Genomic DNA, 21,838 nt, shown 5'->3' with positions numbered 1-21,838 from the left:
TACGGCGCGAGGGCCCCGCATGACTGCGGAGCCCTCGCGCTATTGGTGGGGAAGGGGGGAGTTGAACCCCCACGCCCTTTCGGGCACACGGACCTGAACCGTGCGCGTCTGCCATTCCGCCACTTCCCCGTGGCCTGACCTCGAACACTGTAGTCTGTGCCGGTCCTGCTGTCTCCAGCGGGCCCCGGACATCCTACCCGGTCCGTGATCGTTGCACCGATCGGTTACCGTCCGAGGAGCGGTTACCGTTCGTGGCGGACGAAAGAGTAGCACGGCAGTATCGGCCCGTCCGAACGGGCCGCCGTCAGACGGCCGAGCGGCGTGTGAGCTGCGCGCGCGCCGGCCGGATACCATCATGTCCTCGGGACCCGAGGAGGAGCCGGTGAGCGTGCTGCAACGCTTCGAGAAGCGTCTGGAAGGCCTGGTCGAGGGGGCCTTCGCCAAGGTCTTCAAAGGGGTGGTCCACCCCGTGGAGATCCTCAACGCCATGCAGCGGGAGGCCGAGGCGCACAAGGCGATCCTGGCCGGTGGGCGCACGTTGGTGCCCAACCGCTACGTGATCGATCTCTCGCCCTACGACCACAGTCGTCTGGCGCCGTACGCCGCGGCGCTGGCCCAGGAGCTGGCCCAGTCGCAGGCGGAGTTCATCGGCGAGCAGGCCTGGACGGTCTACGGCGACGTGATCGTCGAGATCGAACGCGGCGAGGGGCTGGACACCGGGATGTTCCGGGTCACCGCTGAGGTCTACACCGGCGGCGAGGTCGCCCCGGTCTCGGCGCCCGGCTACGACGCGGGCCCGCCCGCCTACCCGGCCTACGACCAGGGGGGTGGCTACGGTCCCCCGCCCGGCCACGGCGGCGGCCGCAACGTGCGGCTGGTCTCCGGCGACGGGCGCACCTACCCCCTCCAGATGGGCTCGACCGTGATCGGCCGCGGCGACCAGGCCAACCTCCGCCTGCCCGACGTCGGGATCTCGCGGCGACACGCCCGGCTGGACTTCGACGGCGGTCAGGTCGTGCTGACCGATCTCGGGTCGACCAACGGCACCATGGTCAACGGCCAGCGGGTCTCCGCCGTCGCGCTCAACCCCGGCGACATGATCCAGCTCGGCACCACGACGCTGACCTTCCGCGTGGACGGCTGACCCGCCTTGCCGGAACTCGTCATCACCGTCGCCCGGTTCGGGTTCCTCATCCTGCTGTGGATCTTCGTGTTCACGGTGGTCGGCGTGATCCGCCGGGACCTCTTCGCGGGCGCCCGGTCGGGCCGCCTGGTGGCCGCCCCCCGGGCGGTCGGCGCCTCGCTCGGGCAGGCGGCGAAGCCGGCGAAGGCGAAGCGGGGCAGGGCGGCGCACCAGCTCGTGGTGACCGCCGGTCAACTCGCGGGGACCCGGATCACCCTCGGCGAAGCGCAGATCACCATCGGCCGGGCCGAGGATTCCACCCTCGTCATCACCGACGACTACGCCTCGGCACGGCACGCCCGTCTGGTGCCGCGCGACGGCCAGTGGTTCGTCGAGGACCTCGGCTCGACTAACGGCACCTACCTGGATCGCGCTAAGGTCACCGGACCAACCCCCGTCCCCCTCGGCGTGCCGATCCGGATCGGCCGCACTTCTCTCGAATTACGGCCATGACTCTGACCCTGCGCTATGCGGCCCACAGCGACCGCGGTCTGATCCGAGACGGTAACCAGGATTCCGTCTACGCCGGACCGCGGCTTCTCGCCGTCGCCGACGGCATGGGCGGCATGGCCGCCGGTGACGTCGCCAGCAACATCGTCATCGGTGCCATGGCGCCGCTCGACGAGGACGTCCCGGGTGACGCCCTCGTCGACGCGTTGCGTTCGGCCGTGGGCACCGCCAACCAGCAGCTCCGCGACACCGTGGACGCCAACCCCCAGCTGGAGGGGATGGGCACGACGCTCACCGCGACCCTCTTCTCCGGCAGCAAGCTGGGCATGGTCCACATCGGTGACTCACGGGCCTACCTCCTGCGCAACGGCGAGTTCGCACAGATCACCAAGGACGACACGTACGTCCAGATGCTCGTCGACGAGGGCCGGATCAGCGCCGAGGAGGCGAGCAGCCACCCGCAGCGGTCGCTGCTCACCCGGGCGCTCGACGGGCGCGACATCGACCCGGAATACAGCGTCCGCCAGGTGCTCCCCGGCGACCGCTACCTGATCTGCAGCGACGGCCTCTCGGGCGTGGTCAGTGCCGACACCATCGGCGAGACGATGCGCGAGTACGCCGACCCGCAGCAGTGTGTCGAGCGGCTGGTGCAGCTCGCCCTGCGCGGCGGCGGCCCGGACAACATCACGGTCATCATCGCGGACGCCACCGACCAGGACATCGTCGAGGCGAGCCCGATCGTCGGCGGCGCCGCCGCCCGGGACCGGGGCATGGCGACCTCCGCCGACGTCTCGACGCCGGCCGCCCGCGCGTCCGCCCTCTCCGCGCCCCGGCCCCCCGTCCCGGAGGAGCCCTCGGCCGGTGCCGACGACGAGTCGGACGGCCCGCGGCGTCGGCCGGTGCGGGCCGCCGCGATCTCGCTGGCGGTGCTCGTCCTCGTCGGCGGCGCGGTCTTCGGCGGCTGGAGCTACACCCAGCGGCAGTACTACGTCGGCGCGACCGAGAACGGTCAGGTCGCCGTCTTCCGGGGCATCCAGGGCGAGATCGCCGGCATGGACCTGTCCACGGTGCACTCCACCAGCCCGGCGGACCTGGAGGACCTGACGCTGGCCGCCCAGGAGCAGGTCAAGCAGGGCATCCCGGCCAAGAGCAAGCCCGACGCCGAGCGCCGACTGGCCGAGCTGACCAGCGACGACCCGATGAACCCGAACCTGAAGCCCGTCTGCCCGCCGAGCCCGAGCCCGAGCGCCGTGGCCGTCACCACCGCCCCGACGCCGACCACTCGCCCGGTGTCGCCCGCCCCGGCCGCCAGCGCGAGCGCGAGCGCGCCGGTCAGCGGCCGGCCGAGCACGCCGGCCGCGCCGACCACCACGCCCGACGCCCCGCCCTCCGACACCGACTCGCCGGCGCTCGACCCCGCCGCGTGCCGGTCGCCGGAGTAGGCGCGGCTCGATCCGAGGACGTTCCGTGACCGCAGCGGCCATTCCGGCATCCTCGCCCGCCACCACGGGCGAGCAGCCCGGCGTACGCCTGGCCCGGTCCCGGCGCAACGCCGAGCTGTCGTTGCTGCTGGTCGCCATGGTGCTGGTGGCGGCGTACGGGGCGATGGTCGAGGCGAAGGCGCTCGACACGATCACGGCCGACTTCTGGATGCCGGCCGCCGCGCTCACCGCCGTGTTCCTCGGCCTGCACCTGGTGATCCGGTTCCTGGCACCCTTCGCCGACCCGGCCCTGATGCCGGCGGTCGCCCTGCTCAACGGGATCGGAGTGGGCTTCCTGCGCCGGCTCGACCTGGGCAACGCGGCGCCCGCCGAGCGGGAGGACCTGGCCATCTTCGCGGGCACGGGTGGCCGGCAGCTGGCCTGGACGCTCGCCTCGGTCGTCCTCGCCGCCGGCCTGCTCGCCCTCATGCGCGACCACCGCTCGGTGTCCCGCTACGCGTACACGCTGGGGCTGGCCGGCATCGTGCTGGTGATGATCCCGGCGGTGCTGCCCGACCGGTTCTCCGAGATCAACGGCGCGAAGCTGTGGATCCGGGTCGGTGGCTTCTCCATCCAGCCCGGCGAGTTCGCCAAGCTGGCCCTGCTGGTCTTCTTCGCCTACTACCTGGTGCGCAAGCGCGAGGTGCTGTCGCTGGCGAGCCGCCGGTTCCTGGGCATCGACTTCCCGCGCGGGCGCGACCTCGGCCCGGTGGTCGTGGTCTGGCTGATCAGTGTCCTGGTCCTCGTCTTCGAGAAGGACCTCGGCACCTCGCTGCTCTACTTCGGCATGTTCGTGGTGACGCTTTACATCGCCACCGAGCGGGTCAGTTGGCTGCTCATCGGTCTGGTGCTCTTCTTCGGCGGCGTCTACCTGGCCTACGTGCTCGGCGACGTGGTCGGCGGCCCGTTCGCCAACTTCTACCTGCGCGCCCAGATCTGGCTGGACCCCTTCGCCGACCCGTACAACGACGGCTACCAGCTCGTGCAGGGCCTGCTCGCGCTCGGCACGGGTGGCCTGTTCGGCGCGGGCCCGGGCGGCGGCCAGCCGGGCCTGCTGCCCGAGGTGCAGAACGACTTCATCTTCGCGGGCATCGGCGAGGAGATCGGGCTCTTCGGCCTCTCCGCGCTGCTCGTGGTCTACCTGCTGATCGTCGAGCGGGGGCTGCGCGCGGCGCTGGCGGTGCGGGACTCGTTCGGCAAGCTGCTGGCCGGCGGTCTGGCGTTCACCCTCGGGCTCCAGGTCTTCGTGATCGTCGGCGGGATCAGCAAGCTCATCCCGCTGACCGGCCAGACCACCCCCTTCCTCTCCGCCGGCGGGTCGTCGCTGATGGCCAACTGGCTGCTCATCGCGGTCCTGCTCCGGATCTCCGACGGCGCCCGCCGGCCCGTAACCGGCGCCGGCGGCAAGGCGGGCCGACCGTCCGGCGGTCCGCCGGAGCAGCTGCACGGTGCACCCACGGAGGTGATCAGGCCGTGAACGCACCCCTGCGCCGCGTCGGCATCGTCGTCATGGTTCTCTTCGGTCTGCTCTTCGCGAACCTGAACTGGATCCAGGCCTACAAGGCCGACGAATACCGCACGAGCGACTACAACGGCCGGGTCCAGGTCGCCACGTACGACCGCAAGCGCGGCAACATCGAGGCTGGCGGCACCGCGTTCGCGGTCAGCAAGGAGACCGACGGCAAGCTGAAGTTCCAGCGCAGCTACCCCGGCGGGGCGAAGTACGCGCACGTGCTCGGCTACAAGCCGGTCAACCTCGCCGAGATCGGCATCGAGAAGGCCGAGGACGACTTCCTAGCCGGCACCAGCGACCAGCTCTTCGCCAGCCGGTTCAAGGACATGTTCACCGGCGACAAGACCGGTGGTGGCAACGTGCTGCTCACGGTCTCGAAGCGGGCCCAGGACGTCGCGTACGAGCAGCTGCGGAACAACCGCAGGGACGTGTCGAAGGGCGCGGCGATCGCCATCGACCCGCGTACCGGGGCGGTGCAGGCGTTGGTCTCGATGCCCAGCTTCGACCCCAACCCGCTGGCCAGCCACGACACCAACGAGGCCACGGCCGCGCACAACAAGCTGGAGCAGGACCCGGAGGGCCCGCTGAAGAACCGGGCGCTCGGCGAGGTGCTGCCCCCGGGCTCCACCTTCAAGATCGTGGTCGCCGCGGCGGCGCTGGAGAACGGCGTCGGTCAGGAAACCCGGATCCCGGCCGGTGCCAGCTGGACCCCCCCGACCTCGGGCACGCCGATCCGCAACGCGGCGCCGTCGATCTGCCCCGAGGACGAGGTCACCCTGATGAACGCGGTGACCGAGTCGTGCAACACGGGCTTCGCGCAGCTCGGCGTGCGGCTCGGCGCGGACAAGATCAAGGAGAAGGCCCGGCAGTTCGGCTTCGAGCAGGAGGACCTCACCGTCGGCCGGCTCGGCAAGGGCGGCCACCCGGTGGCGGCCAGCCGGACCGGCACCATGCAGAATCCCGACGGCGGCGTCAACCCGGCCGGGGTCGCGCAGTCCTCGATCGGTCAGTTCGACGTGCGGATGACCCCGCTCCAGGGCGCCCTGATCGCCGCGTCGGTCGCCAACGGCGGCAGCCAGATGCGGCCGTACCTGGTCCGTCAGTTGCTCGCGCCGGACCGCACCACGAGCTACTACACCGCCAAGCCCAAGGAGCTGCGGCAGCCGGTCAGCGGCCAGGTCGCCAGCGACCTGCGGGACATGATGGTCAGCGTCGTCGAGAACGGCACCGGCCGCAATGCCCAGATCAACGGCTACACCGTCGGCGGCAAGACCGGCACGGCCGACATCCGTCCCGGCATCCCTGCCCACTCGTGGTTCATCGGCTTCGCGCTGGACAAGAACGGCAACCCGGTCTCCGCGGTCTGCGTCCTGCTGGAGAACGGCGGCGACGGCGGCAGCGCCGAGGCGGCCCGGATCGGCGGGCAGATCATGCGCGCCGCCATCGCCGACCCGGGGGGCCGCTGACATGCTCAGCCCCGGGGTGCAGCTCGGCAACCGCTACCGCCTGGACGAGCGGATCGCCAGCGGCGGCATGGGTGACGTCTGGCGCGGCACCGACCAGGTGCTCGGCCGGACGGTCGCCGTCAAGAGCCTGCTCCCCGCGCTGCTCGACGACCCCGACTTCGCCGAGCGCTTCCGCGGCGAGGCCCGCACCATGGCGACGATCAACCACCCCGGCGTGGTCGACGTCTACGACTTCGGCAACGACCAGCAGATCGCCTTCCTGGTCATGGAGTACGTCGAGGGTGACGCGCTGTCGGCCACGTTGGCCCGGGTCGGCCGGCTCACCCCGGCCCGCACGATGGCGCTCGTCGCCCAGGCCGCCGACGCGCTGCACGCGGCGCACGTGAAGGGCATCGTGCACCGGGACGTGAAGCCCGGCAACCTGCTGGTCCGTCCCAACGGCACCCTGGTGCTCACCGACTTCGGCATCGCCCGCTCGGAGCTGGTCGCCCAGCTCACCGCGGCCGGTTCGGTGCTCGGCACCGCCTCGTACATCTCCCCGGAGCAGGCCACCGGCGGCGTCGCCACGCCCGCGTCCGACGTCTACGCGCTCGGCGTGGTGGCCTACCAGTGCCTCGCCGGCCGCCGCCCCTTCGAGGGCGACAATCCGCTCGACATCGCCATGCGGCACGTCCGGGAAACTCCCCGCCCGCTGCCCGCCGACATCCCGCCGCAGGTCCGGGCGGTGGTCGAGCGGGCCCTGGCGAAGGACCCGGCGGCACGCTGGCCGAGCGCCGCCACGCTGGCCGGGGTGGCCCGTCAGCTGAAGGCCCAGCTCTCCCAGCAGGCCCGGGCAGCCGGCCAGCCCATCTCCGCCGCGCCGGCGTCTCCGGCCGCCCCGCCCGGCCGCGCCCAGGTGCCGCCGCCGCGTCCGCCGGTGTCGCCCCACCGGCCGCAGAACGTCACCGCGCAGCCGCCGCGTCCGCCCATGACGGTCCACCGTCCGCCCGTGGCGAACCCGCGCCCGGCCGCCGCGCCGCACCGGCCCACCTCGGTCGCGCCCGCCGCGGCGGCGCCCCGGCCGCAGATGGCGCCGACCGGCTACCCCCGCGGCGCGGCGCCCGTGCCGCAGGCCCGGCCGATGCCGTACGCGGGACACGCCGTCCCGCCGGCGCACCAGCCGGGCGGGCAGCGGTCCCGGTCCGGGATGGTGCTCCTCGCCATCCTCGTGGCCGTGCTGGTCCTCGTCTGCTCCGGCGTGATTTCCTACAACGTGCGGGAAAGCACGAAGTCAGGTGCGGCCACCCCGCCGGCGGCGACGTCCGCCGCGCTGTGGCCCGACGGACGCGACGATCCGGCCGGGACGTCGTACCGTCGACAGGAACCGCCCCGGTGGGGCGGCGACGAGACGACGAGCGAAGGACGACAGACGCGATGACAGCGCAGGCCCGCCTGCTCGGTGGCAGGTACCAGGTCGGCGAGCTGCTCGGCTACGGCGGTATGGCCGAGGTGCACCGCGGTCGCGATCTCCGGCTCGGTCGGGACGTCGCGATCAAGATGCTCCGGACCGACCTCGCCCGGGACGCCACCTTCCAGATGCGGTTCCGCCGGGAGGCGCAGAACGCCGCGTCCCTCAACCACCCGGCGATCGTCGCCGTCTACGACACCGGCGAGGAGACCGCGCCGACCGGCGAGACCCTGCCGTTCATCGTGATGGAGTTCGTCAACGGGCGGACCCTCAAGGAGGTGCTGGGCGTCGAGGGGCGGCTCCAGCCGCGCCGGGCGCTGGAGATCTGCGCCGACATGTGCGCGGCCCTGGAGTTCAGCCACCGGCACGGCATCATCCACCGCGACATAAAGCCCGGCAACGTGATGCTCACCCAGACCGGCCAGGTCAAGGTGATGGACTTCGGCATCGCGCGGGCGCTGGCCAGCGGCGCCACCACCATGACCCAGACGAGCGCGGTCATCGGTACGGCGCAGTACCTCTCGCCCGAGCAGGCGCGCGGCGAGGCGGTGGACGCCCGCTCCGACGTCTACGCCGCCGGCTGCGTGCTCTTCGAGCTGGTCTGCGGGCACCCACCGTTCGTCGGCGACAGCCCGGTCAGCGTGGCCTACCAGCACGTGCGGGAGGCGCCCCCGACCCCGAGCGACATCAACCCGGACGTCAACCCCGCGGTCGACGCGATCGTGCTCAAGGCGCTGTCGAAGAACCCCCTCAACCGCTACCAGAGCGCCGGCGAGATGCGGGCCGACCTGCTTCGCGCGGCCGCCGGCCGCCCGGTGATGGCGACCCCCGTGCTGCCGCAGGAGGAGACGGCGCAGCTCGCCCCCGCCGCCGCCGGCTACGCGGGCACCCCCGGCGCGCCGCAGACCCGGCAGATGCCGGCCCGGGTCGGCGACCCGCGCCGACGGAAGGCGTCCTCCTGGCTGATCGCGACGTTCGCCGCGGTCGGCGTTCTCGCGGTGATCGCCCTCGCCGCCGCCCTGCTCAGTCAGCGCGACGGCGACGACCGTGTCACGGTTCCCACGGTGACCGGCCTCACCCAGCAGGAGGCGTTCGCCCGGATCGAGCAGGCCAACCTGGTCCCCAAGGAGGGCGACCAGGTCTTCGGCACCTGCCAGAAGGGGCAGGTAATCAACCAGAACCCGCCCGCCAACTCCCCGCTGGAGCCGAACCGGGAGGTCGTCGTCCGGGTCTGCGGCGGCGTGGAGATGAAGGCCATCCCGTCCGGCCTCAAGGGCTCCACCTATGAGGGCGCGAAGACGCGGCTCGAGGCTGCCGGCTTCAAGGTGGAGCGGAAGCTGAAGGACGACGCCGAGAAGGCGGGCATCGTCCTCGGCGTGTCGCCCACAGAGGGTAAGGAGGTTGCCGCAGGAGCCACCGTCACCCTGACGGTCTCCAGGGGCAATGTCGGTCAGGTGCCCAACGTGGTCGGCTCCAGCGAGGACGACGCCAAGGACGAGCTGGACGAGGCGGGGTACAACGTCGTGGTCAAGCGGGGCCGGGAGGTGCCGCCGGAGGAGGCCGGCCAGGTCACCTCGCAGACCCCGCAGGCGGGCAGCGACCTCGCCAGGGGCAGGACCGTGACGATCGTGGTCACCGTGCCGCAGGCCGAGCCGACGCCCACCGACTCGGCGAGCCCGACGCCCAGCACCACGCCGTCCGCTCCCGGCGGTGGCGGGGGTTTCCCGCTGCCGACCACTCCGCCGGTCCGACTGCCCGAGCGCTGACGCGCTCGTGACTGCGGAGGACCCGGCCGGGCAGTGCCCTGCGGATGCCGCCGGTCGGGGCCCTTCTGTTGCCGCCGGGCGGCGCCCTCCGGGTGCCGACGACGAAGGCCGGCCGGCGACCGGCGCGACGGAACTGGCGAGCCGGTGGCGGCGACGCCTGATCCGCGCGGCGGTTCTGGGCCTGGTGGCGCTGGTCCTCGCCAGCCTGCCCTGGCTCTGGACGACGACCGCCGCCCGTGGCCACCTGTACGGCGAGGCCGACGCGCCGGCCGCCGACGTCGTGATCGTCCTGGGCACCGCGGTGGCGGCGGACCGCCGTCAGCCGGGTGACCGGCTCGCCGGCCGCCTGGAGACCGCCGCCGCGCTGGTGAACGGCGGGCGGGCCCGGGTGGTCCTCGTGTCGGGCGACGGGGGTGGAACGTCCGGTGACGAGCCGGCGGCGATGACCTCCCACCTGACCGAGCGGCTCGGTGTCGATCCGCGTCGCGTCGTGGCCGACCCGTTCGGCCTGGACACCTACGACACCTGTGCCCGGGCGCGCGACGTGTACGGCGTCGAGCGGGCCCTGATCGTGACCCAGTCCTACCACCTGTCCCGCGCGGTGACGCTGTGCCGACACCTCGGCCTCGACGTCGACGGAGTGGCCGCCCGTTGCCCCGGCTGCGGGTCCGCCCTGCTCTTCGGCAAGGCGGTCCGGGACTACTTCGCCAGCGGCAAGGCGGCATGGGACGCGGTCCGGGGCAGGCCGCCCGCCGTCCGCTCGCCCGTGAACTCCGGCGTGGCGGATGCGCTGACCGGCTGACCCTCTGACCGAAAGTTCCCGGCCGGCGGTGGCCGGCGACCCTCTCTGTCCACTTTTCGGTGCTGACACCAGCGGGCCGCAGCGTGGCAGGGGGTGCTCTACCATCTGCCCGATGGAGCCTGAAGCCGCGCCTGCCCCATCGAGGATCCTTACCTGGGTGACGCCGACCCGGGTCGCCTGGCTCGGGAGCGCTGTGGTGTTGCTCCTGCTGGCTCTACCGGTCCACATCCTCGGACCGGGAGACCACGAGCAGAAGAGCTGCGGCAACGCGTTGAGGCTCGACCTGGACTTCTGGGCAGGCCCCTCGGACGGGGACTACTGGGAGAAGGCGCACCGGACCTGCAACGCGAAGCGCATCGGCCGGATAGGTCAGGCGGTCGGCGTCGTCTCGCTGACGGTCCTGGCCGTCACACTCCTGGCCGCGCGCGCCCGTCGGCAGGATGACGACGAGTACTGACCATCTGGCGTAGGGACGCCCGTCAGGTGGTGGCGAAGGCGGCGCGGCGGCGCGCGTCCACCTCGGCGGCCAGCGCCGGGGCCCGCTCCAGCGCCTCCGCGTGACCGCAGGCGGCGAGCCAGTTCGCCAGCATCAGGTGGCCGCCCTCGGTCAGCACCGACTCCGGGTGGAACTGGACGCCCTCGATGGGCAGCGTCCGGTGCCGCATCGCCATCACCACGCCGGAGCCCGTCCAGCCGGTGACCTCCAGCTCCTCGGGCAGCGTCTCGGGCAGCACGGCGAGCGAGTGGTAGCGGGTGGCGGTGAACGGGTCCGGCAGGCCGGCGAGCACCCCGACGTCGCGGTGGCGGACCTCGGAGGTCTTGCCGTGCAGCAGCTCGGGGGCGCGGGTCACGGTGGCGCCGAAGGCCTCGCCGATCGCCTGGTGACCCAGGCAGACGCCGAAGATCGGCAGCTCGCCCGCGTACGCGCGGATGACGTCGAGGCAGATGCCGGCGCGGTCGGGGCTGCCCGGGCCGGGCGAGAGCAGGACGCCGGCCGCGCCGACCTTTCCCACCTCGGCGACCTCGATCTCGTCGTTGCGCCGGACCTCGCAATCCACGCCGAGCTGACCCAGGTACTGCACGAGGTTGAAGACGAACGAGTCGTAGTTGTCGATCACCAGGACACGCATCAGGGGCTCACTCGTCCGGAGAGGGCGGGGTGTTGTTCTGGTCGGTGTCGTACGGCAGGTCGTGCTCGTCGCCGGTCGGGGCGCCGTCGCCCTCCCCGCCGCCCGGCACCACGTCACCGCCGGGGTCGCCGGAATCCTGGGTGACCTGCACGTCGTCGAAGGGCAGCAGGGGCTCGGCCCACGGGAAGACCACGTACCAGAGCAGGGCCACCATCGCGCTGGCGATCAGCAGGCTGCCGGTGAGCTTGCCGGGCAGCCCGAAGGGAAGCTTGCGCCAGATCCAGCCGTACACCTTCAGGCCCCCAGTTCCGCCGGGCGCCCCGCCGACTTCGGCTGGCTGCGTGCCAGCTCGGCGTGGATGATCAGGCGTTGGTAGTTGTCGAACTTCGGGTTGCAGGTGGTCAGGGTGAGCATCGACTTGGTCGGCTTCTGCCCGGGCTTGCCCGGCACGGGCGCCACCACCTCGACCTGGGTGGGCTTGACGATCCGGCTCTCGGTCACCTTGTAGACGTGCCAGTCGGTCTTGCCCTCCACCACGATGGCGTCACCGTCGTTCAGCTCGTCGAGCCGCCAGAAGGTGGCCCGGTTGCGGTGCCCGGCGACGGAGAAGTTGCCGACCTGGCCGGGTAGGGCGCTGGAGGGATAGTGGCCCGGCGCGTACCGGATGTCCTTCTGGGTGACGCCCTCGACGACGACCCAGTTCTTGTCGAGCTTGGGGATGTAGAGCCCGGCGATGGGCTTGCCCTGCACGGGCGGCTTCGGCTTGGTCGACGCGCTCGCCGACGGCGCCACCGTCGGGTCGCCCTCGGGGCCCCACGCCTGCGCCAGTTGCTGGCTGAGGTCGGTCTGGTGGGCGTCGACGATCGCCGACTTGCCCCAGACCTCGTAGCCGGCGAAGAGCAGCACCACCAGGCCGAAGGTGATCAGCAGTTCGCCGCTGATCCGGATGCCGGTACGCAGCCGGGAGCCCAGCGACGGTCGGGTGAGCTCCGAGTAGACGCTCTTGTAGCCCTCGCCGGTCTGCTCCGGGCGGAGCTGGACCACCCGCTCGCCCCGGCGTGGCCGGGGCTGCTCGGCGGGAGTGTCGGAGCTCTCCGGCTCGTCCGTCTTCGGAGGACGCGGCACCGCGCCCATCAGGGCGGTGGACTCGACGAGGGCGGCCGGGGCGGTCGGCGTACGCCCGGAGACGGCCGGGATCAGGGCGGTGGTCCCGGAATCGACGTCGCGGCCCGGGCCGGCCGGGGAGACCGGTGCCGACGGGCCGGTGCCCGACGTGCCCACCTTGGGGATGAACGCGGTCGGCGCGTCGGCGGTCGGCTGGCCTTCCCGGGCGGCGGCCCGATCGACCGGCGGGCGGAGGGAGTGCTCGCCACCGGCCCCGGCGGTGCCCGGCCGTCGGAGGTCGTCGGACGGCGCGGTGGGGTGCGGTGGGGTGGCCGGCCGGACCGGGCCGGCACCGGGCCACGACGCCGGCGCGCCGGCACCGGCGGACGGGCCGGAGTCGGCCGGGCCGGGTCGGCGGAGGTCGGCGGAGCCCGGACGGTCGAAGCCCGCCGGGCCGGGGCGGCGGGAGTCGCCGGGGCCGGGCCGGTCGAAGTCGGCGGATCCTTGGCGATCGAAGTCGGCAGACCTTGGCCGGTCGAAGTCGGCGGGCTGACGTCGGTCGAAGTCGAGTGGCCCTGGGCGGTCGAAGTCGGCGGACCTGGACCGGTCGAAGTCGGCGGGCTGACGTCGGTCGAAGTCGAGTGGCCCTGGGCGGTCGAAGTCGGCGGACCTGGACCGGTCGGAGCCGGCGGGCTCACGTCGGTCGAAGTCGGCGGGCCCGCGCCGGTCGGCGGCGGGCCGGTGCCAGTCGAGGTTGGCGGGCCCAGGGCGGCCGGGATCCGAGGGCTCCTGGCGGCCGAGGTCGGCGGGGCCGGGGCGGCCGAAATCCGTGGGGCCGGGGCGGCCGGGCTCGGTGGGCCGGGCGGGGTTGACGGCGGAGCGGCTCTGGTCGGAGCGGCTCCGGTCGCCGCCTGACGGGAACCGGCCGGGGTTCGCGGGACGGCCCTGCTCCGGTGTCGGGCGGGCGGGGTCGGGCATGGCGCGCCATCCCCCGGCGGGCGGGCCGGCAGGCGCGCGACCGTCGCCGACGGCCGGGTCGGGCCCGTGGGGCGGGCGGGGCGCCGGGGAGCGGGACGGCAGCGTGGGCTGCGGCCAGGCGCCAGCCGGGGCCGGGCGGGCCGGGGCGGGCCCGGGGCGGTCGACCTTGGGCAGGAAGGCGGTCGGACCGTCAGCCTGGTCGCGGTGACGGCCGTCGCGGTCCTCGGGCCAGTCGTCCGGTACGCGGCTCACCGGGGCACCGTCGCCGAGCGCAGCGTGGTCGAGTCCTCGAACGCCGGCACGGTCACGGTGGAGACGGTCTCCCTGTAACCGAGCTTGTAGTCGTCGACCAGGTCCCTGAACAACCGGACTCCCTGAGAGTCGGCGAGGGCCTGCTGCAGGGCAGCGGGATCGCCGATTGCTACGATCTTGAATGGTGGGGAGTACACCCGGCCGTGCAGCAGCAGGGTGTTACCCACGCAGCGTACCGCGCTGGTCGACAGCACGCGGACGTTCATGATGGACATGGCCTCGGCGCCACCCGCCCAGAGGGCGTTCACCACCGCCTGCACGTCACCCTGGTGGACGACCAGGTCGTCGTTGGTGGCCCCGGCGGGCAGCGCGCCGTCGTTGCGCCGCGGTGCGTCGTCGAGTTCCACCGTCACCCCGGACCCCGCGAGCGCGGTGAAGCCAGCGTCGTCCCGGCTGGCGGCGGCCCGGTCCTGCTGTTCCTTGATCGGGCCATCGGAGCTGGCCAGGGCGTTCGTGCGGCCCTCGACCTCGTCGCGCAGGTCGGCCGCCCGCCGCTCGCTGGCCGCCACCTCCGCGCGCCGGTCCTCGATCAACTGGTTGAGCTGGGGTCGGCGGTCCTCGCGCAGGGCGGTGCCGCCGGCGGTGGTGGCCGTGGTGGTGAAGAGCAGCCCGGCCGCGGCGGCGATCAGCGGCACCCCGATCGACCAGCCCGGTCGTCGCTGCCGCGGGCGCCGAGGCAGCAGCCCGGCGACCGCCCGCCGGAGCACCTTCTGCCAGGAGGCCGCGCCGGATGTGTACTCCACCGAGCGTTCCTTCCCCGTCGTCTGGTTCAGCCCGCGGAGGCGCGGGCCGCTGCGGCGACCCGAACAGTCCCGCCTTTTTCGGTCACTCCGTGCACTGGCCTCGCCCCATTCGTGGATTGGACGCGCCTTCGGGACTACGCTAGCTGTCGAACATTATTGGCCATGGACCGTCGCCCCCGCGCCCGGTTGTCAGGCCGGACGAGGTCGTAACCCCTCTGGAGAGCGTCGTGCCCAAGTCTCAGGTTCGCAAGAAGAAGGTGTACACCCCGCCGACGGACGTCCGTCCGACGGCGACGGCGGCGACGCGCAAGCCTAGCCCGGTCTGGCTCCCGGTCTCGGCGGTCGCCCTCATCGTTTTCGGCATCGGCTGGCTGGTGGTCTACTACCTCTCCGAGCAGGAGTACCCGGTCATGTCGTGGGGTTACTGGAACCTCGCGGTGGGCTTCGGCGCCATGGTCGCCTCCCTGATCCTGCTCTCCCGCTGGCGCTGAGCCCCCGGCACCCCGCCGCCGGCCCGGCGGCGGGCCCCTGGGCGCGATCAGCCCTGCCGTCGACCGCGGCACCGGCCCCCGAGCCGGTGTCGCGGCAATCCATGTCACTCAGTGGAGCCCCTACCCGGCGGTTCGGGGGCCTGCGCCCTATGGTGTGCGCAGGGCGGCGCGGCCCGGGTGCGAGATGACTCACGTTACTGCTGGGTAACCTTGCGCGTAAGCTGCACTGCATGACCGAGCGGAGCGAGGTCATCGGCCGGTCCGGTCGAGGGTGCGGCAGCTGCGGCTCGCCGATCGTGCCCTGACCCGGCCCCGGTCGCCGAGCCCGCTCGACAGGCAGCAGACCGGGGAGGCCAACTCGATGGGCAGCGTCCAGATCGTCACCACGATCCTCGCGTTCGCCATCACCGCCGTGGCGGTGTGGCTTGCGGTACGCGCGGTCATGAAGATGGTGGCCGTCATCCGGCTGGGTCAGCCGGACCCGACCCGCTTCGGCGACAAGGGCACCCGCACGAAGACCATGCTGGCGGAGACCGCCGGCCACACCCGCATGCTCCGCTGGAGCGTGGTGGGTGCGGCGCACTGGTTCGTGATGGTCGGTTTCATCGTGCTGTCGCTGCTGGTGCTGGAGGCGTACTTCGAGGTCGTCTCCCCGACCGGCGGGCTGCCGCTGGTCGGCGGCTGGGCGCTCTACGGCGCGGTGACCGAGCTGATCGGCATCCTGGGCATCGTCAGCATCCTGGTGCTGATCGCGATCCGCGTCCGCAACCGGCCGACCCGGCCGGGCGGCCGCTCCCGGTTCACCGGCTCCACCATGTGGCAGGGCTACTTCGTCGAGGCCGTGGTCCTCGCGGTGCTGATCATGGGCTTCGTCATCCGGGGCTTCAAGGTCGCCACCGACCACTTCGAGTACCCGGTCTGGGCCGCCCCGCTCAGCCACGCCGTCGGCGGGGTGCTGCCGAACTGGGAGACCGGCGTCAGCGTCGCCGCGCTCATCAAGATCGCCATCTCGATGACCTGGCTCATCGTGATCTCGCTGAACGTCACCATGGGCGTCGCGTGGCACCGCTTCCTGGCGTTCTTCAACATCTTCTTCAAGCGCGACCCGGGCGCCAACGTCTCCGGCCTCGGGGCGCTGCGCCCCATGACGAGCCAGGGCAAGCCGCTGGACTTCGAGGAGGCGGACCCGGAGAAGGACCAGTTCGGCGTCGCCCAGGTCGAGCAGTTCACCTGGAAGGGCCTGCTGGACTTCAGCACCTGCACCGAGTGCGGCCGCTGCCAGTCGCAGTGCCCGGCCTGGAACACCGGCAAGCCGCTGTCGCCGAAGCTGCTGGTGCTGAGCCTGCGCGACCACGCGTACGCCAAGGCGCCGTACCTGCTGGCCGGCGGGGGCAAGGACCTCACCGGCGAGGAGAAGGCGACCGCCGCCCAGCTCGCCCACATGGACGTCCTCGCGCTCGCCGAGGCCGACAGGCCGCTGATCGGCACCGCCGAGGAAGGCGGCATCATCGACCCGGACGTGCTCTGGTCCTGCACGACCTGCGGCGCCTGCGTCGAGCAGTGCCCGGTCGACATCGAGCACGTCGACCACATCGTCGACATGCGCCGCTACCAGGTGCTCATCGAGTCGAGCTTCCCGTCGGAGGCCGGCGTGATGCTGCGCAACCTGGAGAACAAGGGCAACCCGTGGGGCGCCCCGCAGAACACCCGCGAGGACTGGACCAAGGGCCTGGACTTCGAGGTGCCGCGGGTCGGCGAGGTCGACGACTTCGAGTACCTCTTCTGGGTCGGCTGCGCCGGCGCGTTCGAGGACCGGGCCAAGAAGACCACCCGGGCGGTCGCCACGCTGCTCAACGAGGCGGGCGTGAAGTTCGCGATCCTCGGCGAGGGCGAGACCTGCTCCGGCGACCCGGCCCGCCGGATCGGCAACGAGTTCGTCTTCCAGATGCTCGCCCAGCAGAACGTCGAGACCCTCAACGAGGCGTTCGAGGGCCGGGAGAAGAGCAAGCGGAAGATCGTCGCCACCTGCCCGCACTGCTTCAACACCCTGGGCAACGAGTACGGCCAGCTCGGCGGCGAGTTCGAGGTGGTCCACCACACCCAGCTCCTGGCCCACCTGGTCGCCACCGGCAAGCTCACCCCGGTGCAGCCGGTCGACGGCGGCGTGACCTACCACGACCCCTGCTACCTGGGCCGGCACAACCGGGTCTTCGCCCCGCCGCGCGAGGTGCTGGGGACCGCCATCTCCGGCGAGCTCACCGAGATGCCCCGCAACAGCGAGCGCTCCTTCTGCTGCGGCGCCGGTGGCGCCCGGATGTGGATGGAGGAGAAGATCGGCAAGCGGATCAACGTGGACCGGGTCGAGGAGGCCATGGCCACCGGGGCGAAGACGGTCGCCGTCGGCTGCCCGTTCTGCTCGACGATGCTCAACGACGGGGTGAACGGCAAGGGCGCCGGCGAGCAGGTCGAGGTCGTCGACGTGGCCAGCGTGCTGCTCCGGTCGGTCAAGCCCGAGCAGGCGCCGGGCGACATCGAGCGGGCGCCGGTCGCCGGCTGACGCGTACCCCTGCGACGCCCGACGGGCGGCGGCACCCCCCGGTGCCGCCGCCCGTCGTCGTTCAGGTGGCCGTGGTGGTCACGATGGCGACCGTGGTCGCCGTGGTGGTGGCGATCAGCACGGCGGCCTGGGTCTCCTCGATGGCCTTCCGCGTGGCGGAAGACGCCCAGTCACCGGCGGCGATCTCGGTCAGCCGGCGCTTGACGTGCTGTTTCGGCAGCTCCGCGAAGAGCTTGCGGTCCAGGCCGACGGCCTGGGCGAGGCCGATGAGGGCGGCCGTCCGCGCGTCCACCGGGCCGTCCCCGGCCACGGCGGCGACCATCCGCTGCCGGGCCTGCGTCTCCACCGCCGGCTCCGCGCCGGTGGAGGACGGATAGCGGGTACGCGGGAAGACCCACAGCACCTTGTCGGAGTCGCGCCGGAGCACGCCGGCGGTGACCAGCCCGTCCAGCACCTGCTCGGGCAGGTCCTTGGCGAGCCGGCTGATCCAGTCGCTCGGCTTGTGCCGCTTCGGGTCGGCGGCGATCCGGGCCAGCGCGTCGTCGAGCTGCCGCTGGCCGACGGGGGTCGGGTCGCTCACCACCAGCCGGTCGTCGGCGATCTCGACCCGACCGGCGAGGGCCAGCTCCAGCAGCAGGGCGCCGGCCAGGCCGTAGTCGAGCGTGGGCCGGCCGAGCCGGTTGACGCCCGCGTCGTCGTAACCGAGCAGGGCGAGTTCGTGGGCGAGAGTGAGCGGGGCCATGTCCCGACGGTAGCCCGGCCCCGCGAGACCGGCGGGTCTCTCGCCCGTGACCCGGGTCCGCCGCCCGTGCGAGAATCTCGCCGAGGTGAGACGACCATCGATGGCCTGCTGCTGACCACGGTGCTGCCCCTGGTCGGCTTCGTGCTGCTGACCGGCGGCAACGCGTTCTTCGTCGCGGCCGAGTTCGCCCTGGTCACGGTGGACCGGCCCGAGATCGAGCGGCGGGCGGCGGCGGGCGACGGCCGGGCCGCGACCGTACGCCGGGCGCTGCGGGAACTCTCCTTCCAGCTCTCCGGGGCGCAGCTCGGCATCACCCTCACCGCACTGCTCACGGGCTACCTGGCCGAGCCCGCCCTGGCCCGTCTCTTCACCCCGCTGCTGCGCCCGGTCGCCGGGGACGCCGCCGGCCGGTTCACCCCGTTCCTCGCCCTGGCCCTGGCCACCCTGCTCTCCATGCTCTTCGGCGAACTGGTGCCGAAGAACCTCGCGCTGGCCCGGCCGATGCCCACCGCGCTCGCGACCGCCGGCCCGATGCGCGCCTTCTCCCGCGCCTGCGGCTGGCTGATCCGGGCGCTGAACGACTCGGCGAACCGCCTGGTCCGGCTGCTCGGCGTCGAGCCGCAGGAGGAGCTGGCCAGCGCCCGCTCGCCGGAGGAACTGGGGCTGCTGGCGGCCATCTCGGCGCGGGCCGGGGCGCTGCCGCCGGACACCGCCATGCTGCTGCGCCGGACCATCCGGTTCGGCGACAAGCGGGCCGCCGAGGCGATGACCCCGCGGGTCGACGTCGTCGCGCTGCGGGCCACCGCCACCGTGGCGGAGCTGCTGGCGTTGTCCCGCCAGACCGGGCGGACCCGGTTCCCGGTCTACGAGGAGACCCTCGACCTGGTGACCGGCGTCGCCGGGGTGCCCGACGCGCTGGGCGTGCCGCTGGCCCTGCGCGGCTCGACCACGGTCGGGTCGGTGGCCCGCGAGCCGGTGTACGTGCCGGAGAGCCTGGACCTCGACGGCGTGCTCGCCGCGCTCGGCAGCGCGGGTGCCGACCTCGCCATCGTCGTCGACGAGTACGGCGGCACCGACGGCGTGGTCACCACGGAGGACCTCGTGGAGGAGCTGGTCGGGGAGATCGCCGACGAGTTCGACCCGGACGCGGTGGACGACGTCGACCCGGCCGAGCTGACCGTGCCGGGCGGGGAGCGGACGGTCCTCGTCGACGGGGTGCTGCGCTCCGACGAGCTGGCGGAGCAGACCGGCTTCCGGCTGCCCGAGGGGCCGTACGAGACGCTCGCCGGGTTCCTGATGGCCCGGCTGGGGCACATCCCGCTGGCGGGCGAGACGGTCGACGAGTCGGGCTTCGAGTTCACCGTCGTGGAGGTCGAGCGGCACCGGATCGAGCAGGTCCGGGTGGTCCGTCCCGAGGAGCCGGACGGCGATGCCTGAGCTGTTGGTCACGGTCGCGCTGCTGCTCGGCAACGCGTTCTTCGTGGGCAGCGAGTTCGCGCTGATCGCGTCCCGGCGCACGGTGGTCGAGCCGTTGGCGGCCGGCTCGAAGCGGGCCCGCTGGGCGTTGTCGGCGATGAACCAGATCCCGCTCATGATCGCCGGGGCGCAGCTCGGCATCACCATCTGCTCGCTGGGGCTGGGCGCGATCGCCGAGCCCGCCCTCGCGCACCTGCTGGAGCCGGCGTTCCGCGCGGTGCGGCTGCCGGAGGGGGTGGTCCACCCGGTGGCCTTCGTGCTGGCCCTCGGCGTGGTGGTCTTCCTGCACACCGTGGTCGGCGAGATGGTGCCGAAGAACATCACGCTGGCCGGGCCGGAGCCGTCGGCGCTCTGGCTGGGGCCGGCGATGCTGGCGTTCTGCCTGGCCACCAAGCCGCTGCTGGTGGCGATGAAGTGGGCGTCGCGCCGGGTGCTGGGACTGTGGCGGATCGAGGCCACCGAGGCGGTGAAGACGGTCTTCACCGCCGAGGAACTGGCCGGGCTGGTGTCGCAGGCGCGTACGGAGGGGCTGCTCGACGCGGAGGAGCACGCCCGGATCACGGGTGCGCTCGCGTTGCACAGCCGGACCGCCGCCGACGCCCTGCAACCGTGGTCCACGGTGACCACGGTGGCCGAGGACGTCTCGCCCGCCTCGCTGGAGGTGCTGGCCACCCGGACGGGCCGGTCCCGCTTCCCGGTGGTGCAGCGCTCCACCCGCCGGGTGCTCGGCTTCGTGCACGTCAAGGACGTGCTCGGGTACGCGGGCGCGAGCCGGCGGGCCCCCGTGCCGGCGGACGTCTACCGGCCGTTGGCGGTGGTGCCGCCGGACCGTACGCTCGCCGACCTGCTGCTGTCGATGCGCCGGGAGCGGCGGCACATGGTGCTGGTCAGCGACGGCCGTCGTCCTCTCGGCGTGGTCACGCTCGACGACGTATTGACCGCAATCGTTGGTCGGCGGGCCGACACCCTTGGTACGCAAGCGGTTGCGCAGGCGTGAAGTGAACCTCGGTCGCCTTGATTCCGCTGCCGGCCTTCCCTAATGTTGGGCACCGGCCGCTGTGGGTCGTCTGTCTCGCCCCTCTTCCCTCGCGCGAGGCGCCAAGCGGCCGGGTTGCAAAAGGAGTCGGTGCCGGTGGCAACCATGCCCCCTCATCGTCACGCACCGGGACGATCTGCTCGTCCGGGTGGCCTGCGTAGGGTCGCCCACCGTCTGCTCACCCTGGTCGCCGCAGCGGTGGTCGGCGCCGGCATGCTGGCCGCGCCCGCCCACGCCGAGCCCTCGGTCGACGAGATCGAGGCCGCGATCGACAAGAAGTGGGAGCAGCTCGAGCCCACCATCGAGCAGTACAACAAGGTGCGGGCGCAGCTGAAGGTCAACCTCAAGAAGTCGAAGGACCTGCAGAAGAAGATCCAGCCGTTGGCGCTGGAGAGCGAGCTGGCGATGGACCGGGTCGGCGCCCTCGCCTCCCGTTACTACATCACCGGTCCGTCCCAGGAGATCGGTGCGCTGCTGGTCAGCGCCAAGCCCCACACGCTGACCGAGCAGTTGACCCTCCTCGACCGACTGGCCGCCCAGGAGCGTAAGCAGCTCGAAGGCGTGACCAAGGTCCGCGAGAAGTTCGACGCGGAGAAGCAGAAGCTCGACACGCTGATCGCCTCGCAGACGAAGCAGCAGAACGACCTGGCGGCGAAGAAGAAGCAGATCGACGCCGACATCAAGAAGCTCGAGGCGTCGATCCCGGTGACGACCGTCAAGACGGAGAACTGCCCGACCATCAACGGCGTGGTCAGCGAGGCGGCCCGGACCGCGATCCGGACGGCCTGCGCGCAGGTCGGCGACCCGTACGTCTGGGGTGCCACCGGTCCGAACTCGTTCGACTGCTCCGGCCTGACCCAGTTCGCCTACAAGGCGGCGGGAATCCACCTGACGCACTTCACCGGTGCGCAGTGGAACGAGGGCAAGGCCATCCCGCGCTCCGAGGCGCGCCCCGGTGACCTGGTCTTCTTCTTCAGCGACCTGCACCACGTCGGCCTCTACCTCGGCAACGACAAGATGGTGCACGCGCCCCGGGCCGGCAAGCCGGTCAACGTCTCCAGCATCAACACCATGCCGGTGGCCGGGTTCCGCAGGCCCGGCTGATCCGCAGCACGCAACGAGAGGGCCCCCGGTCGGATCGACCGGGGGCCCTCGTCGTGC

At 72.5% G+C, this 21,838-nt stretch carries 19 protein-coding genes and 1 tRNA gene; 14 read left to right on the top strand and 6 right to left on the bottom strand.

Annotated elements, in window-relative coordinates; translation table 11 throughout:
- Nucleotides 1-43: 43 nt before the first annotated feature.
- Nucleotides 44-129, bottom strand: a tRNA-Leu gene (locus AB0G13_RS00320).
- A gap of 226 nt (nt 130-355) precedes the next feature.
- On the opposite strand from AB0G13_RS00320, the gene AB0G13_RS00315 reads away from it, so the two are divergent.
- The 9 genes from AB0G13_RS00315 (at nt 356) to AB0G13_RS00275 (ending at nt 10,565) form a co-directional block, all read left to right on the top strand.
- Entirely contained in the window at nt 356-1,144 is a 789-nt protein-coding gene (locus AB0G13_RS00315; protein ID WP_088996759.1) for a DUF3662 and FHA domain-containing protein, read from the top strand.
- 6 nt (nt 1,145-1,150) lie between these two features.
- Nucleotides 1,151-1,636, top strand: coding sequence for an FHA domain-containing protein (locus AB0G13_RS00310; protein ID WP_111134465.1), 486 nt, complete (start codon nt 1,151-1,153; stop codon nt 1,634-1,636).
- Nucleotides 1,633-3,075 (top strand): protein phosphatase 2C domain-containing protein, encoded by a 1,443-nt coding sequence (locus AB0G13_RS00305; protein WP_357866648.1) that lies wholly within the window; start codon nt 1,633-1,635, stop codon nt 3,073-3,075. The genes AB0G13_RS00310 and AB0G13_RS00305 overlap by 4 nt, the downstream gene beginning before the upstream one ends.
- A gap of 136 nt (nt 3,076-3,211) precedes the next feature.
- Nucleotides 3,212-4,591 (top strand): FtsW/RodA/SpoVE family cell cycle protein, encoded by a 1,380-nt coding sequence (locus tag AB0G13_RS00300; protein WP_357866884.1) that lies wholly within the window; start codon nt 3,212-3,214, stop codon nt 4,589-4,591.
- Nucleotides 4,588-6,093 carry a penicillin-binding transpeptidase domain-containing protein gene (locus AB0G13_RS00295; RefSeq protein WP_357866645.1) on the top strand — a complete coding sequence of 502 codons (1,506 nt, stop codon included), beginning with the start codon at nt 4,588-4,590 and terminating at the stop codon, nt 6,091-6,093. The genes AB0G13_RS00300 and AB0G13_RS00295 overlap by 4 nt, the downstream gene beginning before the upstream one ends.
- Nucleotide 6,094: 1 nt before the next feature.
- On the top strand, nt 6,095-7,510 hold the full coding sequence (locus AB0G13_RS00290) for a protein kinase (RefSeq protein WP_357866643.1): 1,416 nt from the start codon (nt 6,095-6,097) through the stop codon (nt 7,508-7,510).
- Nucleotides 7,507-9,306 (top strand): Stk1 family PASTA domain-containing Ser/Thr kinase, encoded by a 1,800-nt coding sequence (pknB, locus tag AB0G13_RS00285; protein WP_357866640.1) that lies wholly within the window; start codon nt 7,507-7,509, stop codon nt 9,304-9,306. The genes AB0G13_RS00290 and pknB overlap by 4 nt, the downstream gene beginning before the upstream one ends.
- A 184-nt stretch (nt 9,307-9,490) precedes the next feature.
- Complete coding sequence (locus AB0G13_RS00280) at nt 9,491-10,108, top strand: ElyC/SanA/YdcF family protein (RefSeq protein ID WP_357866637.1); 618 nt, start codon at nt 9,491-9,493, stop codon at nt 10,106-10,108.
- Between the two features lie 112 nt (nt 10,109-10,220).
- A complete protein-coding gene (locus tag AB0G13_RS00275) occupies nt 10,221-10,565 on the top strand; it encodes a hypothetical protein (protein ID WP_357866635.1) in 345 nt (114 codons plus the stop codon).
- Nucleotides 10,566-10,587: 22 nt separating this feature from the next.
- Here AB0G13_RS00275 and AB0G13_RS00270 read toward each other — a convergent pair whose 3' ends face one another.
- From AB0G13_RS00270 to AB0G13_RS00255, 4 genes are read right to left on the bottom strand one after another with little or no spacing between them, the layout of a single operon-like run.
- A complete protein-coding gene (locus AB0G13_RS00270; RefSeq protein WP_357866633.1) occupies nt 10,588-11,238 on the bottom strand; it encodes an aminodeoxychorismate/anthranilate synthase component II in 651 nt (216 codons plus the stop codon).
- A gap of 7 nt (nt 11,239-11,245) precedes the next feature.
- Nucleotides 11,246-11,530: a hypothetical protein gene (locus AB0G13_RS00265; RefSeq protein WP_357866630.1), complete on the bottom strand. Its 285-nt coding sequence runs from the start codon at nt 11,528-11,530 to the stop codon at nt 11,246-11,248.
- Nucleotides 11,531-11,532: 2 nt separating this feature from the next.
- Nucleotides 11,533-13,572, bottom strand: coding sequence for a class E sortase (locus tag AB0G13_RS00260; protein WP_357866628.1), 2,040 nt, complete (start codon nt 13,570-13,572; stop codon nt 11,533-11,535).
- On the bottom strand, nt 13,569-14,375 hold the full coding sequence (locus AB0G13_RS00255) for a DUF881 domain-containing protein (RefSeq protein ID WP_357866625.1): 807 nt from the start codon (nt 14,373-14,375) through the stop codon (nt 13,569-13,571). Before AB0G13_RS00255 ends, AB0G13_RS00260 begins: the two co-directional genes overlap by 4 nt.
- A 227-nt stretch (nt 14,376-14,602) precedes the next feature.
- Here AB0G13_RS00255 and AB0G13_RS00250 point away from each other — a divergent pair, with 227 nt between their 5' ends.
- Together AB0G13_RS00250 and AB0G13_RS00245 are read left to right on the top strand one after the other, a co-directional pair.
- Complete coding sequence (locus AB0G13_RS00250) at nt 14,603-14,866, top strand: cell division protein CrgA (RefSeq protein ID WP_121397325.1); 264 nt, start codon at nt 14,603-14,605, stop codon at nt 14,864-14,866.
- A 361-nt stretch (nt 14,867-15,227) separates the two neighbouring features.
- Nucleotides 15,228-17,423 (top strand): (Fe-S)-binding protein, encoded by a 2,196-nt coding sequence (locus AB0G13_RS00245; RefSeq protein ID WP_357866882.1) that lies wholly within the window; start codon nt 15,228-15,230, stop codon nt 17,421-17,423.
- A gap of 61 nt (nt 17,424-17,484) precedes the next feature.
- Here the strand turns inward: AB0G13_RS00245 and AB0G13_RS00240 are convergent, their stop codons facing one another.
- On the bottom strand, nt 17,485-18,165 hold the full coding sequence (locus tag AB0G13_RS00240; RefSeq protein WP_357866622.1) for a GPP34 family phosphoprotein: 681 nt from the start codon (nt 18,163-18,165) through the stop codon (nt 17,485-17,487).
- Between the two features lie 123 nt (nt 18,166-18,288).
- On the opposite strand from AB0G13_RS00240, the gene AB0G13_RS00235 reads away from it, so the two are divergent.
- The 3 genes from AB0G13_RS00235 (at nt 18,289) to AB0G13_RS00225 (ending at nt 21,781) form a co-directional block, all read left to right on the top strand.
- Nucleotides 18,289-19,602: a hemolysin family protein gene (locus AB0G13_RS00235; protein WP_357866879.1), complete on the top strand. Its 1,314-nt coding sequence runs from the start codon at nt 18,289-18,291 to the stop codon at nt 19,600-19,602.
- Nucleotides 19,595-20,638: a hemolysin family protein gene (locus AB0G13_RS00230; RefSeq protein ID WP_357866619.1), complete on the top strand. Its 1,044-nt coding sequence runs from the start codon at nt 19,595-19,597 to the stop codon at nt 20,636-20,638. Before AB0G13_RS00235 ends, AB0G13_RS00230 begins: the two co-directional genes overlap by 8 nt.
- A 144-nt stretch (nt 20,639-20,782) precedes the next feature.
- Nucleotides 20,783-21,781 (top strand): NlpC/P60 family protein, encoded by a 999-nt coding sequence (locus AB0G13_RS00225; protein ID WP_357866616.1) that lies wholly within the window; start codon nt 20,783-20,785, stop codon nt 21,779-21,781.
- Nucleotides 21,782-21,838 lie beyond the last annotated feature (57 nt).

Origin of the sequence: Micromonospora sp. NPDC023633 (assembly GCF_040640035.1) — a bacterium.
Taxonomy (GTDB): domain Bacteria; phylum Actinomycetota; class Actinomycetes; order Mycobacteriales; family Micromonosporaceae; genus Micromonospora.
The sequence above is the reverse complement of the archived record's forward strand: the minus strand, read 5'-3'. Positions and strand labels throughout refer to the sequence as shown.